The organism is Paenimyroides ummariense, assembly GCF_900115115.1.
Lineage (GTDB): Bacteria > Bacteroidota > Bacteroidia > Flavobacteriales > Flavobacteriaceae > Flavobacterium > Flavobacterium ummariense.
This window is the reverse complement of the sequence record NZ_FOVI01000002.1, coordinates 74,547-91,141: the sequence shown is the minus strand read 5'-3', so window position 1 is coordinate 91,141 and position 16,595 is coordinate 74,547. Positions and strand designations below refer to the sequence as shown.

At 35.7% G+C, this 16,595-nt stretch carries 13 protein-coding genes; 2 read left to right on the top strand and 11 right to left on the bottom strand.

The features are described 5' to 3' along the window. Positions 1–31 precede the first annotated feature (31 nt). The 3 genes from BM253_RS02100 to BM253_RS02090 all read right to left on the bottom strand — a co-directional run bounded on the left by BM253_RS02100 (position 32) and on the right by BM253_RS02090 (position 3,501). Positions 32–850: a hypothetical protein gene (locus BM253_RS02100; protein WP_091518304.1), complete on the bottom strand. Its 819-nt coding sequence runs from the start codon at positions 848–850 to the stop codon at positions 32–34. Positions 851–937: 87 nt separating this feature from the next. Then, positions 938–2,575 carry a S8 family peptidase gene (locus tag BM253_RS02095; RefSeq protein ID WP_091518301.1) on the bottom strand — a complete coding sequence of 546 codons (1,638 nt, stop codon included), beginning with the start codon at positions 2,573–2,575 and terminating at the stop codon, positions 938–940. A 68-nt stretch (positions 2,576–2,643) separates the two neighbouring features. After that, positions 2,644–3,501, bottom strand: a complete 858-nt coding sequence (locus BM253_RS02090) for an MBL fold metallo-hydrolase (RefSeq protein ID WP_091518297.1) — start codon at positions 3,499–3,501, stop codon at positions 2,644–2,646. 324 nt (positions 3,502–3,825) lie between these two features. Here BM253_RS02090 and rnpA point away from each other — a divergent pair, with 324 nt between their 5' ends. Then, positions 3,826–4,203 carry a ribonuclease P protein component gene (gene rnpA / locus BM253_RS02085; protein WP_091518294.1) on the top strand — a complete coding sequence of 126 codons (378 nt, stop codon included), beginning with the start codon at positions 3,826–3,828 and terminating at the stop codon, positions 4,201–4,203. Positions 4,204–4,275: 72 nt separating this feature from the next. On the opposite strand, the gene BM253_RS02080 is transcribed toward rnpA, so the two are convergent. Together BM253_RS02080 and BM253_RS02075 are read right to left on the bottom strand one after the other, a co-directional pair. Continuing rightward, entirely contained in the window at positions 4,276–5,352 is a 1,077-nt protein-coding gene (locus tag BM253_RS02080) for a T9SS type A sorting domain-containing protein (RefSeq protein WP_091518290.1), read from the bottom strand. Positions 5,353–5,407: 55 nt separating this feature from the next. After that, the gene (locus BM253_RS02075; RefSeq protein ID WP_091518286.1) at positions 5,408–6,409 is read right to left on the bottom strand and encodes a hypothetical protein; all 1,002 of its coding nucleotides are present in this window, start codon (positions 6,407–6,409) and stop codon (positions 5,408–5,410) included. Positions 6,410–6,879: 470 nt separating this feature from the next. On the opposite strand from BM253_RS02075, the gene BM253_RS02070 reads away from it, so the two are divergent. Continuing rightward, positions 6,880–8,856 (top strand): KUP/HAK/KT family potassium transporter, encoded by a 1,977-nt coding sequence (locus BM253_RS02070; protein ID WP_091518283.1) that lies wholly within the window; start codon positions 6,880–6,882, stop codon positions 8,854–8,856. A gap of 171 nt (positions 8,857–9,027) precedes the next feature. Here BM253_RS02070 and BM253_RS17260 read toward each other — a convergent pair whose 3' ends face one another. The 6 genes from BM253_RS17260 to BM253_RS02045 all read right to left on the bottom strand — a co-directional run bounded on the left by BM253_RS17260 (position 9,028) and on the right by BM253_RS02045 (position 16,573). Next, a complete protein-coding gene (locus BM253_RS17260; RefSeq protein WP_177205693.1) occupies positions 9,028–9,165 on the bottom strand; it encodes a hypothetical protein in 138 nt (45 codons plus the stop codon). A gap of 10 nt (positions 9,166–9,175) precedes the next feature. After that, complete coding sequence (locus BM253_RS02065) at positions 9,176–11,143, bottom strand: OmpA family protein (RefSeq protein ID WP_091518281.1); 1,968 nt, start codon at positions 11,141–11,143, stop codon at positions 9,176–9,178. Between the two features lie 11 nt (positions 11,144–11,154). After that, complete coding sequence (locus BM253_RS02060; RefSeq protein ID WP_091518277.1) at positions 11,155–12,075, bottom strand: PorP/SprF family type IX secretion system membrane protein; 921 nt, start codon at positions 12,073–12,075, stop codon at positions 11,155–11,157. An 11-nt stretch (positions 12,076–12,086) separates the two neighbouring features. Then, the gene (locus tag BM253_RS02055; protein WP_091518274.1) at positions 12,087–13,349 is read right to left on the bottom strand and encodes a T9SS type B sorting domain-containing protein; all 1,263 of its coding nucleotides are present in this window, start codon (positions 13,347–13,349) and stop codon (positions 12,087–12,089) included. A gap of 103 nt (positions 13,350–13,452) precedes the next feature. Further along, entirely contained in the window at positions 13,453–14,067 is a 615-nt protein-coding gene (locus BM253_RS02050) for a hypothetical protein (RefSeq protein ID WP_091518271.1), read from the bottom strand. 67 nt (positions 14,068–14,134) lie between these two features. Further along, positions 14,135–16,573, bottom strand: a complete 2,439-nt coding sequence (locus BM253_RS02045; RefSeq protein WP_091518268.1) for a hypothetical protein — start codon at positions 16,571–16,573, stop codon at positions 14,135–14,137. Positions 16,574–16,595: the final 22 nt, after the last annotated feature.

Genomic DNA, 16,595 nt, shown 5'->3' with positions numbered 1-16,595 from the left:
AATTTATATTAATTTTCCATTTACAATTATGCTATTTATCGAGCCATTCATATTTAATAGGGTTTGAATAATCATAATCCTGCCAACCGTATTGTCTATATTTATCCTTTATAAAATAATAATCTGGGTTTTCTTCGTCAATATAATAAAAATCTTCACAAAATGGCAAGTAAGAATAAAGCCCTGCTACATCAAGAGCAAAAACACAATTAAACTTTTGGTTTGTTTTATTGTCTATATAATATCCTACAAAAGTTCTAATATATTCCCGAAACGACCCATCTTCCATCCAAAAATTTTCTACAACTTTATCCTTGACATAAAAGGATACCGCACTTGTTCCTTTTATTGTGAATCCACGATCGGGTTTTTCTGATATAAAATTAAACTCATAAAGAAAAGCCATAGCTTGCATACTTTTGTCAGTAAAAATTTCTGGCAAATTGAAAGCCTCGATTAATTTTAAATGTCCCGAAAGTGTATCAATTAAACTTCCTTTTTTCATCAGGATTTTCAAGTCATAATCTTGATTCTTCTCTTTAATCGCTGAATAAATATGAAAATCAACCCTCTCAAAATCTTGTCCAACAACACCAGTAAAAGTTGCAAAATTTTTCGAAAATTCACTTTTAGAATTGTTATTAGTTACTAAAATAGAACTTATATCAATCGTTTTTAATTGAGTACAATTGACATCAAGTTTCTTTAGATAGGTTTGTTTTTTTATTTCTTTTATCCATAAAGAGCTAATGTCGGGTTCTATTTGCAAATCATTAATTCTCTCTTTACTAACTTGTCCTAAACCTCCAAAAAAACTAAAAAATAATATTATTGCAACAGTTACCTTCATTTTAAATTATGTTTAGGAATCATTCGTTATTTAATAAAAAAGCTGTTCCCGAAAGAGAACAGCTAAATTACTAAATTAATTATGATTTTATTTTTTCCCTTTAGAAACTTTATCTGCCATAATTAAAGCGTTGTAAAGGTTTACGAATTTTCCTGAAGTAGAAATATCTTGGAAATTACGTTTGTCGTCTTTATCGCCCGAAACAATTACTTCTTTGTTAACAGCTACACCAGAATCCATCATGATTTTTTTAACCTGAGCCGCTTTTAAGTTTGGATAGTACGAACGGATCATAGCTGCTACACCTGCCGCATTTGGAGATGCCATTGATGTTCCTTGTAAATATTCGTATTTTCCGTGAGGAACTGTTGCGTAAATTTTAACACCAGGTGCAAAAACATCTACATCTACATTACCAAAGTTAGAGAAGTTTGCCACCATTTTTTCTCCGAATGAAGGGTTTAACGCACCAACCACTAAAAAGTTATCAGCGATTTCTGTTTTAGTTCCTTCAATACGGTCGTTAGGGTAACGTTTGATTTCTTCTCCGCTTGCTGGGTTTAAATCCATAGCGTCGTTACCGGCTGCTACAACGATTAAAACGTCTTTCTTTTCTGCATATTTAATTGCATCGTAAACCCATTGGCTGTTTTGTGCAAAGTATTTACCAAAACTTCCGTTGATTACTTTTGCACCGTTATCTACAGCATAACGAATTCCTAATGCAATATCTTTATCGTACTCATCGCCATCTGGCACGGCACGAACCGACATAATTTCTACGTTGTTTGATGCTACACCGTCGCCACCAATATTGTTGTGACGTGTTTGTGCAATGATACCTGCAACGTGTGTTCCGTGTTTTGCATGGTCACGATCACCCATTACATCATTGTTTCCGTAAATTTTATCGTTGATGTCAAAAATATCATCACCTGTTTTACGTCCTTTAAAATCTGGATTTAAGTTATAATCTAACTGACCGTTCACGTAGCTTGCGAAATCTTTTAAATATTCGTTTGCTTCTTTTCCGCCAGCTACCAAGGCATACGCCATGTTTTTAGCTTTAGTGATATCGGCTGGAGCATCGGTTGGTATCTTATCTAAATCGGCTTTTGTAAACGTTGATTTCTTTAAATATTTAGCTACTTTATCGTGTACTTCTTGCATTGATGCCAAACGCGCTTTTAAAGGATCTAACTCTGCACGTTTTTCTTCCAATTCTTTAACGGCACGCTTGTATTCAGCAGTTCCGTCATCGCCACGAGAAACAATACGTGTTAATTCTAACTGCTCTTCGTTGGTTTCACCTAAAAAGTTCCAACCGTGAATATCGTCAGTGTATCCGTTTTTATCATCGTCTTTACCATTGTTGGCAACCTCTTTAGGGTTTACCCACATTTGTGTTTTTAAATCGGCATGATCTACTTCTATACCAGAATCAATCACAGCAACGATTACTTTTTTACCGGCTTTGTTTTTAATGATCTCTTCGTATGCTCGATCTACCGACATTCCCGGAACGGTATCTTTTAGTACATCTAAATGACTCCAACGTTGTAAACTACTTTCTGCTAAAGCTGATTTTCTTGTTGGTAACTGGTCTGCACTTTCAATTGGTTTTAACGCACTTAAATCTTGTAAGTAAGATGTTTGTGCCGTTTTACAGCTGGTTAGGGCTAAAGCTACTAAAGCTGATAAGTAAATAGATTTGTTGATTTTCATTTGATATAATCTTAAATTTTATTTCTAATTAATTGGTATTAAAAAAACCGATATGTTACAAATCAATATCATAAAATATCGTTAATAGAAAAAACCTCGTTTAAACGGACGCCTTTTTCGGTTTCCTGTAAGGTAATTATTGGGTTGTGCGCATCGTGTTCCAGATACAGATAATAATTATTTGCTGCGGCATTCTTTAAAAATTGTTCTTTCTCGCCCAAGGTTAATAAAGGTCGGGTGTCGTACCCCATTACATACGGCAACGGAATGTGTCCGGCAGTTGGCAACAAATCGGCACAAAAAACAATAGTTTTATCTTGATATTTTATGTGCGGAATCATTTGTTTTTCAGTATGACCATCTACAAACAAAACGCCGAAGTTAAGATCTGATACAATTTCGTTGGGATTTGAATTTGGCTGAACAAATTTCAACTGACCGCTTTCTTGCAATGGCAAAATATTTTCTGATAAAAACGATGCTTTTTCACGCGGATTTGGCTTTGTAGCCCAATCCCAATGGTTTTCGTTGCTCCAATAGGTTGCATTTTTAAAAGTAGGTTCGTAACCCGTTTGCGAATCGTTCCAAGAAACGGCTCCGCCACAATGATCAAAATGCAGATGGGTTAAAAATACATCGGTGATATCGTCTTTGCTAAAACCTTTTTCTTTTAAAGATCGTTGCAAATCAAAATCGCCCCACATGTTGTAAAAGCCAAAAAACTTATCGCTCTGTTTGTTGCCCATACCGGTATCAATCAAAATCAACCGGTTACCGTCTTCAATTAATAAGCATCGCGCAGCAAGATCAATCTGATTATTGGCATCGGCAGGATTGGTTTTATTCCAAAGCACTTTTGGAACCACGCCAAACATAGCGCCGCCGTCTAACTTAAAATTACCTGCTTCTATGGCATGTAGTTTCATTATTGTTCTGTTTTTTTATGAATTAGTAAAAATAGGAATAATTTTTAGTTTTTGCCACAGGTATTTTAAACCACATAGTCCCATAGATTTTTGTTTAAAGCAGTGCCGACCTTTCAAAACTATACCACCAAAGGTGGACTATGAAATCTAATAAAGTGTCTATAATATAATTTACTATGTGGTGATTTTTTTTAGATATATATTTTGATATTTCGTCGTTTATTAAAATTATATTTTCGCCAAAAAGTAAAATCTGTGAATCTGTGGCTAATTATTGTTTTAAAACCGACACAAAACAGTATTTTTGCCACATAGTAGTGATTTATGAACCATAAGTATCCCAAAACCGAAAAACTGAAAAAGAAAAAGCATATTGATTTGCTTTTTTCGGAAGGACGTACGGTTACCAAATATCCGCTACGACTGGTTTACGTTCCGGTGAAAGATTTAGATGTTCCTTTGCAAATGGGCGTTTCGGTTTCTAAAAGATACTTTAAAAAAGCAGTTGACCGCAATTATTTTAAACGTGTTTTGCGTGAATGCTACCGTTTAAACAAAGAATTGCTACTGAACAATTTAAAAGAACCTTATGTAATGATGTTCTTTTACCAAACCAAAGAACGATTAACTTACCAAGAAATTGAAGAAAAAACCAAAAAACTTTTTGAGAAGTTTACAGATACCTTACAAAAAACTCCCTGACTATTTTAATCAGGGAGTTTTTTATATTGTTTTAGTACAACGATACAATCTACATTATACATAAAAGCAAAACTATTTTTTAATCAGCTTTTTAACTGCTGTACCTTGCGCTGTTTGTAAATGCAGCATATAGGTACCGCTTGCCAAGTTTTCTACATTTAACTGTATTTGGGTTTCGTTGTTAAAACTTTGCGTACTTAACTGCTTACCTGCAACATCGTAAATTACAACCTGCTGTACCAGCATATTTTCGCTGTTGGTTATATTAACAATATTGGTTACCGGGTTGGGGTATATATTAAATTTTGCAGCTAAAAAATCCTCAGCACTTAACACATAAGCCGGTACACTTTTTAATGCGGTTATTTTTATATTATCGTATTTATTAACCATATCAACAGTAGTAGTTTGGTTTAAAGATGTAAACGTAAATGCCAATACTGTGGGCTTAAAATCTTCTATTAAATTGGTAGACGTTTTTGTTTTTAAAAAATCGGCTACGGCTATGGTATTAAAATAAGGCGTTTCAAAATACGCTTTTTTATTGTTGTAATCTAAATATACAATAAAATTAACCCACGTATTAAATGGTAACACGGAATTGGGTGCTGCGTTTTTATCTAATTTAATATTACCGCTAAGGTCTTTCCCTATAACATCTAACGAACCATTAATAGCTACTAATGAATACTTAAACAATTGTTTATCAAGCAGCAAAATATTTCCGGTAGCATCATCACCTAATATTATTTGTTGCGTATATGTACCTGCTACCGAATGTGCTGCGCCTGTATAATAATCAATCTCAAACTTTATAACATTATTACCCGGGGTACGCTGGTTTATTAATGCATCTATACCTACTTTTTTTGCTGCTACACCAACGTTTGTTGGCATTGCAGTACCGCTTGATAAGGTAAGTACGCTACCTTTGTTAGCTTCGCTGGTAATGTTAGAATAATTATTGCTGGTGGGTGTATTACCGCGACATAGTGTTAACCAACCGCCTTGCCCTGGAACGGTATCTGTACAATCGGTACCTAAATTGCCAAGCGTATAATTATTAAAGGTTTCGTTGTATAAAACCTGTGCTTTTATTGTAAATGGTACAAACAATAACGATATTAAAAATAATTTACCGTTTTTCATAATTCAAAATTTTAGGTAAAAAGGCGGTGCTATACCGCCATTTTACATGCATTTATTATTGTACTGTTAATGTTAAAGCAGAATGCCACCAGAAAGTGGTATTACTTTGCAGAAAATCCATAGTAATTGTTTTAGGCACACTACCACCGGTTATGGTGTGTTTGTATAAATTCCGCGCATCAAAAACCACTTCATACGAATTACAGAAATCACCAGACCCACCGTTATTAGGGTCGTATTTAGTAGCTGTGGTTGGATTAGCAGTATCAGTATAATAATATAAAGGGAAATTACCAATAGGTGGAAAGTTTCCTTGTAAATGTGTTGTACCAGATGCGTCTGGTACTTTTTCCCATTTGGAAACAGAGCCGTCATATAAAGTTTGTATATCAGGGTGTAAATAGTACGTACCTACAAATGCCGCTCCTTCAAAAACATCCACCTCGTAAAAGAAAACTTTACCGTAATCTCTTAATAAAAGTTCTTCTTGCGGTGTTAAAGTTCCTGTGCAATCAAAACCACCAGCCCAAGCTGCCCAATTATATGGTGGAGGTGTACTGGCATATCTAGGAGCAGTTCCATTTGGCATAGGCAAATGATCTCGTAAATCTTCAATTCTAGCACCTTCTTGAGGTAAGAAATCTAAAGAAGTAGTTGTTCTTACAAGATTACCAACTTCTTCATTGTTAACATACAAATTTTGATACGCAAATGGATTTGCAGTCATATCGGCAACTAATAACGGAGGATTACCAAACCGGGTTGGAGATATATCATAAAATAGACCATCGTTATCACCATCAAAATACGCCAAACCTATCCAGGCATGTACGCGTATTGTATAAGGGGAAGAACTTTCTTCATCTATACCGTTACTAATAACATAGGAAGGCTGCATATCATAATATTCAGGACCTCTATTCCACCAAATATCCCAAGGTGAGTAATAATTTATTGCCAGGTTGCTTAGACCTCCACCAATAAATCCTCCACTTCCATTGTCGTTAAAACTGTTGGTTTGGTATTGCGAACCAGCTTCTTCGTTTTGCTGATCCATGTCTTCAAAAACACTGTCACTTGTACATGCTGTAAGGGTTACTACCCCCCCCCAGTAAAAAAAGTAATTTTTTCATAATGTTATAATTTTTAATTAATTGTATTGTAAATATAATAAATTTTTTAACATAAAATTAGTTTATTACTTAAAAATAAAAAAAATGTTTATGTAATGATTTATTACTTTTCTGAAATTTTATAAAGACAATTCGTGTGCATTGAGATTCCTACGGAATGACAAACAAGCTACATCACACCAGTTAATAAAAGAACTTTCAATAGATCTTTTACCCTTATTAAAAAACAACAATTACCTTACCTTTAAAAAATTTAATTTTAGTACTTTAGTATAAGCAAATTTTATACATTTGGCAACTTTTTGTCAGTTTGATAGTTGAAGTCGTTTTAGAATAGCAGATCGACAGAAAACCGACGAAAAACAACAATAATTTTAATCAATTCCTATTTTAAGTGGAAGCAAAACACAGCGTTAATAAGGTAACCGCAGGTGCTTTATTAATAACGTTAGGTATTATTTACGGAGATATTGGTACATCGCCATTATACGTAATGAAAGCAATTTTTGGGAACTCGCCCATTAATTCCAATTTAGTGCTCGGAGCCGTTTCGTGCGTTCTTTGGACACTTACGCTGCAAACCAGCATTAAATACGTTTGGCTTACGTTACAAGCCGACAATAAAGGCGAAGGTGGTATTTTTTCGCTTTACACCTTGGTAAAAAAACTCAAGAAAAAGTGGCTGATTGTTCCGGCGTTGATTGGTGGTAGTGCCATGCTTGCCGACGGATTTATTACGCCGCCCATTTCTATTTCATCGGCGTTGGAAGGTATCAAAATCTATTATCCTGATTTACAGACCATCCCTTTTGTAATAGGAATCATCTTGGTTTTATTCTTCTTTCAAAGCTACGGAACCAAAACCATTGGTAAATTCTTTGGTCCTATTATGCTAATCTGGTTTTTAATGTTAGGTGGTGTTGGTCTTTTGCAGATCACCGAAGTACCCGAAATTCTTAAAGCAGTAAACCCTTATTATGCCTATTTACTATTAACCGAGCATCCGGAAGGTTTTTACGTTTTGGGCTTTGTATTTTTATGTACAACGGGTGCCGAAGCATTGTACAGTGATTTGGGGCATTGCGGTATAAAAAACATCCGTATAAGCTGGATGTTTGTTAAAACTACGCTAGCTTTAAATTATCTCGGTCAAGGTGCATTTCTACTTTCGCACACCAATATTCAACTAAAAACATTTGACAACGGTATAGAGTTTATTCAAAATCCGTTTTATTTAATGATGCCCGAATGGTTTATTCCAATCGGTATTGTAATTGCAACATTGGCTGCCGTTATTGCGGCGCAGGCTTTAATTACCGGATCGTTTACCATGATTAACGAGGCGATGCGATTAAACTTATGGCCGCGTGTTTTGGTTAAATATCCATCAATCATTAAAGGACAGCTTTACATACCATCTACCAACTGGATTTTATGTATCGGGTGTATTTTGGTGGTGTTGTACTTTAAAGAATCAAGCAATATGGAAGCTGCTTACGGTTTGGCAATTATCATGTGTATGATGGCAACCAGTATTTTGCTGACCTATTACATGATTTTAAAACGATTCAATAAGTTGATTATTTTGGCGTTTGTATTGGTTTACAGCATTCTTGAGGTATCGTTCTTTATAGCGAATATCGATAAATTTCATCACGGCGGATACGTTTCATTGATTGTAGCCGGAGCCATTGCTTTTGTTATGACCATTTGGTTTTTAGGGAAACGAATCCGTAAAAATTATACCGAATTTGTTCGTTTAGAAGATTACACTACTGTCATTGAAGATTTAAGCAACGATGAAAGTATTCCGCAATATGCCAACAATTTAATTTATCTGACGAACGCGCACAATAAGAATGAAATTGAATCGAAAGTTATCTATTCTATACTTTACAAACGACCAAAACGCGCCGATGTATATTGGATGCTGCATGTAAACGTTATTGACGAACCTTACGGAATGGAATATCAGATCAAAAAATTTTCAGATAAAATCATCCGTGTCGATTTTTATTTGGGATTCCGTATCGCTCCAAAAATAAGTCCGCTGTTTAAAAAGGTATTGGAAGATCTAAGTATGTGTGGCGAATTTAACCGATTAAGTACCTATCATTCGCTTAGAAAAAACCAGATTACTGCCGATCATAAATACATTATCATAGAAAAAGTAGTGTCGTTTGATAATGATCTGCCTTGGTACGAAAAATTTATTTTAGACTGTTATGCCTTTATCCGCAGACGAAGTTTATCAGAAGAAAAAGCGTTTGGATTGGATAACAGTTCGGTTAAAATTGAATATTATCCGCTGCTTTTAAATAAGAACCCGTTAGATATTCCGCTAAAACGCAGAGCCGATAAGAAGGAATAGGTAAATAAAGTTTAATCAGAATAAAATGGATTAATTTTGAAAGATTCCTCCTGAGTCACAATGACTATATAAAATTTACTTCAATATAAAACAAAAAACCTTCGGCATTTACACCGAAGGTTTTCTTTCTATAAGTACTTGTATTTAAAAAAATTGAATGAATATTCTTTGTTAATCTTCTTTCAGTTGAATGCTGTCGTTGTTATTGTCGTGATTTTTCATCTCTTTAATAACTTTCATTACTTTCTCTTTTATACACGGAGGAAGCGGTTTGTTTAAAAGCTTTTTAATTTTCTTAAACTTACTCATAAGCAAATAGTTATAATTCTAAAACAATAAACTCTGATCTGCGGTTTTCTTCGTGTTCTGTATCCGAACATTTTGCTCCATTGATACATTTATTAATTAATTGCGTTTCACCGTAACCTTTGTAGGTAATTCGCGACAGGTCAATTCCTTGAGCAGCAATCCATTCTGCGGTAGATTTTGCTCTGCGTTGCGAAAGTTTTAGGTTGTAATCATCAGATCCACGACTATCGGTATGCGAACGTACATCGATCTTCATACGCGGATAATCCTTCAGCACCTCAACAACCTTAGCTAATTCTAAAGCAGCATCTGGTCTAATGTTATCTTTATCGTAATCGAAATAAATCGGGTTTAACTTCAGTACTTTGAACAAATCATCGTTCTTTTTCACTTCTACCTTTTTCGGTTCCAGAACGATTGTTCTTTCGCTGATACCCGATCCGTTATCTAAAGTCAATGTTTCTTCTTTAGTAATGTATCCATCTTTAGAAACCTTTACACGATACGTTTCTCCGCACTCGTATTCGGTATTAAAACGGTAGCCGTTATTTGCATATTTGTTTGATGTACCTAATTCTTTATAAAGCTTGTCGTAAAGCGTTAATGATGCATCGGTAACAATATTGTTTGTTTTAGCATCTAAAACTGTAACAAGCAATTCTTGCGCACAACCCAGCTTTAAAGCTCTGGTTTCAACAAAACCATAGATATCATCGTTTCCTTTACCACCTGTTCTGTTTGACGAGAAAAAGCCTTTCTTGGTTTTGTAATCGATATAATATGCAAAATCATCGGTATTAGAGTTTACCGGTTCACCTATATTCTGTACTTCGTAAAAACTACCGTCTTCTTTAATTTTTACACCGTACACATCTAATCCGCCCAAACCAATTCTGCCATCGCTTGAAAAATAAAGTTCGTCGTTGCTGTTTATGTACGGAAATGTTTCTCTACCTTCGGTATTAATTCCCTGTCCAAGATTCTGAGGCACGCCGTATCCGTTGCCGTTTACGGTTACCTTCCATAAATCTGAATTTCCAAATCCACCCGGACGATCGCTGGCAAAATAAAGTACGCTTCCGTCTTTACTTAGTGTTGGGTGTGCCGTATTAAAATCATTCCCGTTAAATGGTAGTTCTTGGATATTATTCCACTTACCATTTTGTAATTCCGCACGATAAATTTTTAGTTTCGTATTTTTATCAGCATCATAACCACGGGTTCCTCCCAACATATTATTACGGGTAAAGTACATGGTTTGACCATCTTCCGTTAAAACTGCCGACGATTCATTGAACTTACTTTTAACATTGCCTTTTAGCTTTTTAGGCTTAGACTTTTTGCTAATTGTATCGTTAGGCAATTGATAATCATATAAACTGGTAAATGCCTCCCCTGTCCAGGTATGAATTTTTTTAGAAAAACTACCGGTATCGCGTGCGCTTGTAAAATAAAGCTTTTCATTGTGCACATAGCTACCAAAATCAGCAAACTGCGTATTTATTGGCAGATTTTCTACGTTACGATAACGACCAGAATTTTCAACAATCTGTTTTTGAAGTTCCTTTTCGTTTTTACGAACCGCCGCAATCTGCGTTTGTGAACCTGCTTTGCTTATAAACTGATCGTAATAGTTTTTAGCTTCGGCAGTTTTACCAACATGCTGTAATGTTTGTGCATAACGATAGTAAAATTCTGAAGCGATATCTTCCGTTCCAAATTCTGTAAACAAGCGTTCGTAGAAAGGCTGTGCTTCGGCATATCGAGCATTGAAGTAATAGGTGTTACCTAACTTTTCTAAAATATCCTGACTTACATATCCTTTTTTAACGATTTTTTCATAGATGGTCATAGCATCTACATACGCCCAGTTTTCGTATTCTTTGTCCGATTTTTTTAAACCTGCCTGTGCTTGTGCCGTGGTATTTCCTAAAAATAAGAATGATGCCAAGGCTAATAGTGATAATCCTTTTTTCATGTCTGTAAATTTTAGAAGAAACGCGACGTATTCATACGGCGGTACTTGTTAAACAATTCAAATCTTAAGAAAATCTCATGCGATCCGTTGTTGTAATTAGCCAGTTTGGTAGTTTCGCCATCATAACTATATCCTATGAACAAACCATCTGTTGCCTGGAAACCTATTAAACCGCTCCATGCTGCATCCCAACGGTAAGCACCACCAACGGTAAACTTATTGCTAATTAAGAAATTGGCTGTAATATCTGCCTGTAAAGGTGCGCCGTTTGTTGCTTTAACCAAAAATGCCGGTTTAAATTTCAACATTGGGTTCAGTTCAAACACATGTCCACCAATTAAATAATAACTCATGGTAGTACGCATGGTACTTTGTATGTTATCGTCGTAACGAGTTGTTTCTAAGAAATTAGGAACAGATACCCCTAAATAACTTTTTTCGTTATGCCAGTAAATTCCGGCTCCGATATTTGGTGTAAACTGTCCGCTGATATCATTCTGAAAATTAGGATCGTTCGGATTGTAGGTCAATAATTTTGAATAGGCTACATTCAACATGTTTCCCGATCCTTTAATACCAAACGAAAATTTACTTCCACGGCTGTTTAAATCGATCGTATATGATAAATCGACACTTACCGTGTTTTCATCCATAATTCCCAATCCATCGTTAATAAAACCTACACCTAATCCCAATTTGCTATCGCCCAAAGGCGTATTAACCGAAAAGGCATTAGTTTGCGGCGCGCCTTCTAACCCAGCCCATTGTGTACGGTGTAAGCCAAAAATACTTAACGAACCACGGCTACCGGCATACGCAGGGTTTATGTTTACCGTGTTATACATATATTGGGTAAATTGCGGATCTTGTTGTGCATTGGCAGAGAAGCTTACTAAAGCTAACAAAGCCCCTATGATTTTTAATCTCTTCATTGCTTATTAGTTTAGTTGTTGCTTTCAAGGTGAATATATCCCACTTTCTTGATCCATTGACTTTGACCGTCCCAATCGTACAGATATTCCACTACATAATAATACGTTCCTGCAGGTAGTTTTTCACCACTACCTACAATACCGTTACCTTCGGCTACACCAACAAACACATTGTTTTTACTGTTGTAGTTTTTGGTTTCGTACACTTTACGCCCCCAACGATTGTAAAGGATTACCTGATTTTCTGGAAAATGCTCGATATTATCAATAATTAAATAATCGTTGATTCCGTCACCATCAGGAGAAACCCCGTTGTAAACAACCACATCGCCAGGATTCAAGAATTTTTCTTTGATTTTCCCCAAAGTGAAAATTCCGAAACCATCAACCTGAACAGGAGTTGTAATGGTTCTTGCACCTGCATCGACAACTCCGCCTTCATCTACCCAAAGGTTTTGAGTGGCATCCCAGCGAACAATGTGTAGATCTTGCGTTCCGCGGAATTCTACAGGTGTTGTTTGATCGTGCCATGAAAGCGTAACCATTATCGAACCAGTTGTTCCGGCTGCCTGAGTAATTTTCCAATATTCCTGATCGTTTACAGCAGAAATAATTCCCGTACGGTCTTTATGCGGATAGGTTTGGTTTGTAGTTTCTTTGAAATATTCGCTCATGTAAGTATCAGCCATATTTGAAGGAGCTGAAATTCCTGCCAAACGATAATATCCTGACTTACCAATTGGAAAAGTAAAGGCATTGTTACCTTGCTTTTCTACCATTCCTTCGGCATAACTTCTGTCGCTAGCATTCATTTGCGAAGCCCCATTTCCGAAAAGCAACTGACCGCCATTATTTTTATTGATACGCACAATTCCTTCTCTGAAATTTCCAACACCGTCGATAATCATATCACTGTTAAGACTAAACGGATACTGGGTTGAGGTGTTATAGAAAAGAACATCGAAGTGTTTTGAAGGCTGTGATCCTTGTATCAACTGCGGTTGGCTTCCCTGAAACACCGTGTACCCCGTAGTTTGATTGGTTGAATGCGTGAACAAACCGTCGTTATTGTAATTTTTATAGAACTGAAATTCACCGTCGTTAAAAATTACTCCCGAAGCTTTGTTATCAAAATCAAACTGTGTTGAAACCAACGTGCTGGGCAATATGTATAACTGTCCATGATTGACCATTATAGGTTCTACGGTTTGCGCATAGGTTACAGAACCTAAGCTTAGAAACAGTAAACTGATATTTTTAAATATCTTTTTCATAGTCTTAATTTTTTAAGTGAAACTAAAAGCACGGGCAACCTATGTTAATTATTCTTGGATATTTATACATAATTTGCCTTATTACAAATATTTTGTAAGTGTTTTATTTCACTACAAATACTATATTTATCAAAGTACAATCTGTTGCCGCTGCGGTTACATCGTATGTCATTAAACCTTGATTATTAATTGTAATGTTTGAAAATACGTTTGCATCGTAATCGGTAATGATATAATACAAATCGGTAGGATCATCGAAATATGGAATACCTGTTATTGGTGCTCCCGGACTTACAATATGATTTGGATTTGTTAACGCAAATTGTGCTTTATATTCTTGATACAAATTTTTGGTTTGCCCAGTTGCACTTACCGAAGTATCAAAAGTAATAGACGGCATATAGAAAAATTTTACTGCCTTGTGGTCTGTGGTAACCATTTGTTGCCACTTGGTTCCATCGTTATAATAAAAACCTGGCACTACATCGTTTGCTGCGGCAGTATTGTATACGGTCATCCCCGCCACGTGTGCCGACAGTGGTGCAGAAACTGCCGTTTCTTGTAATGCTAAACGTGGCAATAACATTCCTTTGTTTGTAGCTTCAACATCTAACATTGCACTTGGATTTGGCGTACCGTCTGTGCCGCCTATTTTTACTTGTGCAGACATTACCGCACTAAATAATACAGTTGATAAAAGGATAATTTTCTTATTCATAGTTCTTTAAGTTTTTAAGAAGAACCATCTGTTTAGGGGAAAAACAGATGGTTAGGGTTAAAAAAAATTATTGGGCAGAGAATTCTACAACTACTCTTATGCTTAAGTCTGAGGGACTTAAAACGTTGTACATGTTACCGGTTCCAATTCTAAATGATAAATTGCTACCTGATAGTGCAACGTCAGTTGTAGATGTGTTTATAATATTATTATCATTGTTTAATAATTTAATGCTTACAATTTTTCCTAAAGCTGTTGTTCCTGCTGGTGGTGTAAGACTAATTGTTGAAACATTTGCCGTACCTCCTGTAACGGTAGCATCGTAAATACCTGCGTAGATTTTACCGCCATCAATCCAAGTATCACCTGTGTTTGTAACTGTTGCTGTATTGTATGTATCACCTAACTGATTTTTAATTTCTTGCTTTTGAACAGTAGTTGCGTTTGTGATTGCGTTTACAACAACTTCAGAAATATCAATTGGTGTTTTTACATTGTTTACAATGGTATAAAATACGTTTGGTGTACCAGGATTGCTGTCGTGATCGCCATAATACACATTTCCACCATTGTTCAGGATATTTGTAATGGCATTTTGAATATCTGTATTTCCTTCAATTAAGGTCAAAACATCACCGTTTAAGTCTATTGACTGTTGAGGCGTAGCACCTGGAGTTTCGTTAAAATAGTTATACGAAATCTCAACATCTCCTGTTGGCACCGTACCTGTTTGTACTTTATTAATAGTGGTTACTGTTTCATTAGCTTTAACAATTGTGCTGAATGCCGTATTAGCAACCGGCACCCAAGTGTTGGTAGCGTTATTCCATTGTTCAAATGAAGCCTGACCAGTGCCATCGATTACAATTTTAGTAACGCCGTCTTGCATTGAATTTGCCGAAATATATTCGATATATTCTTCAACAGTGGTATAATTTGTTCCTCCACCAGTTACAGTACTTGTAATAAACTCATTAAAGTTATTTACGATACCATCAATAAAATCAATTTCATAAACTCCTGTCTCGGTTCCTGTTGTAGGATCTGTTGTACCTGTATAGCTTTCTGAAACATAATATTGTTTAGTACCAATAGTAATTAACTTTGTTTTAGTTTCGTTTTTTTTTACGATTGATCCTAAATCAATGAATACTTTATTTCCATTTGTTTGATTGATGTAATAGAATGAATTTGCAGGAATGGCAACACCGTCATTATTAGCTGCAGTTATACCTGCTACCGTATACCCTACGTTTGCATCGCCTTTAGACGCAATGTATTGTATGTATTGCTCAACCGTTGTAAATGTTTTACCATCTTCGGTAATTGTAACCGTTTGATCTAATATCGTTTGAATATTTGTTGCGACGCCGGCTACAATATCAATTTCGAAAATACCAGCAGGTAGTGTTGACGATGTCCAACCGTTTACTACTGTTTGAGAAGGAATTGTTCCTCCATTTGCAATAAGATACGTTTCTGATACGAAATATTGTTTTACCGGAGCATTTGCCGTATTGGTTTTAACCAATGCTGTTTTTGACTGTGCAGCACCAACCAAATCTGTAAGGTTAATAGTTATATATCCGCCCGCACCTGCATTAGCTGCATCACTCCAATATTGAAAAACCCAATTAGGCGAACCAGTAGTACCAATATTGGTATAAATTACGTTACCTTCTACTTGCGAAGCAATCATTTTAATGATTTCTTCTACGGTGTAAAAACTACCTCCTGGTTTTACAATGGTTGTTGTACCATCTAAAATAGTTTGAAAGTTAGTAATTACCGATTGCGGTACATCAAGTAAAATTACACCTGGTCTTAAAGTTGTACCTGTTGAAAAAGGCGATGTAGGTATTACCCCATTGTTTGCATTAATGGTTTCTTCTGAAATGTAGTAGTATTTACCTGAAGCTGCAGGAAATTCAATAAACGTAGTCTTAGATTCGGCTCCTTTTATTAAATCAATAATATCTGTTGTAACATCTTTTTTTACATAATTTGTACCATCAAAATAAACATATTCAATAGTAGGTGTAGTTCCTGGCGTAAAAACCATACCACCACCAAAAGTATCACCAGTAACTACAGGATCTACTAAATTGTTTGCAGGAAAAGCAACTTTTAGTAGTGTAATTATTTTGCTAACATCTCCCTGAAGATCTGTAATGTTACTGATAGCCTCCTCTAATTGAGTTTGGTTAACAATTCGCTCCCAATGTGCAGCTACAGCTCCATTAACAGGAACCCAATAATAAAAGCCTGGACTAACGTCTGCGACAGTTGCCGTATTGTATACCAAAAGACTTTCTAGTGCAGTTCCTGTTATCGGACTAAAGGTTGTAGTGTTTGTCAACCCTACACGTGGAATTAAAACCCCTTTATTTGTTGCCGAAATTTCTAATTGTACCGCATCTGCAGGAGTTGCCGTACCTATTCCCACCTGAGCATTAGAAAGTTGAGTAACTCCAAGTAATGCCGCTAAAAATGTCATTTTTTTCATAATGTCTTAATTTAAGTGTTGA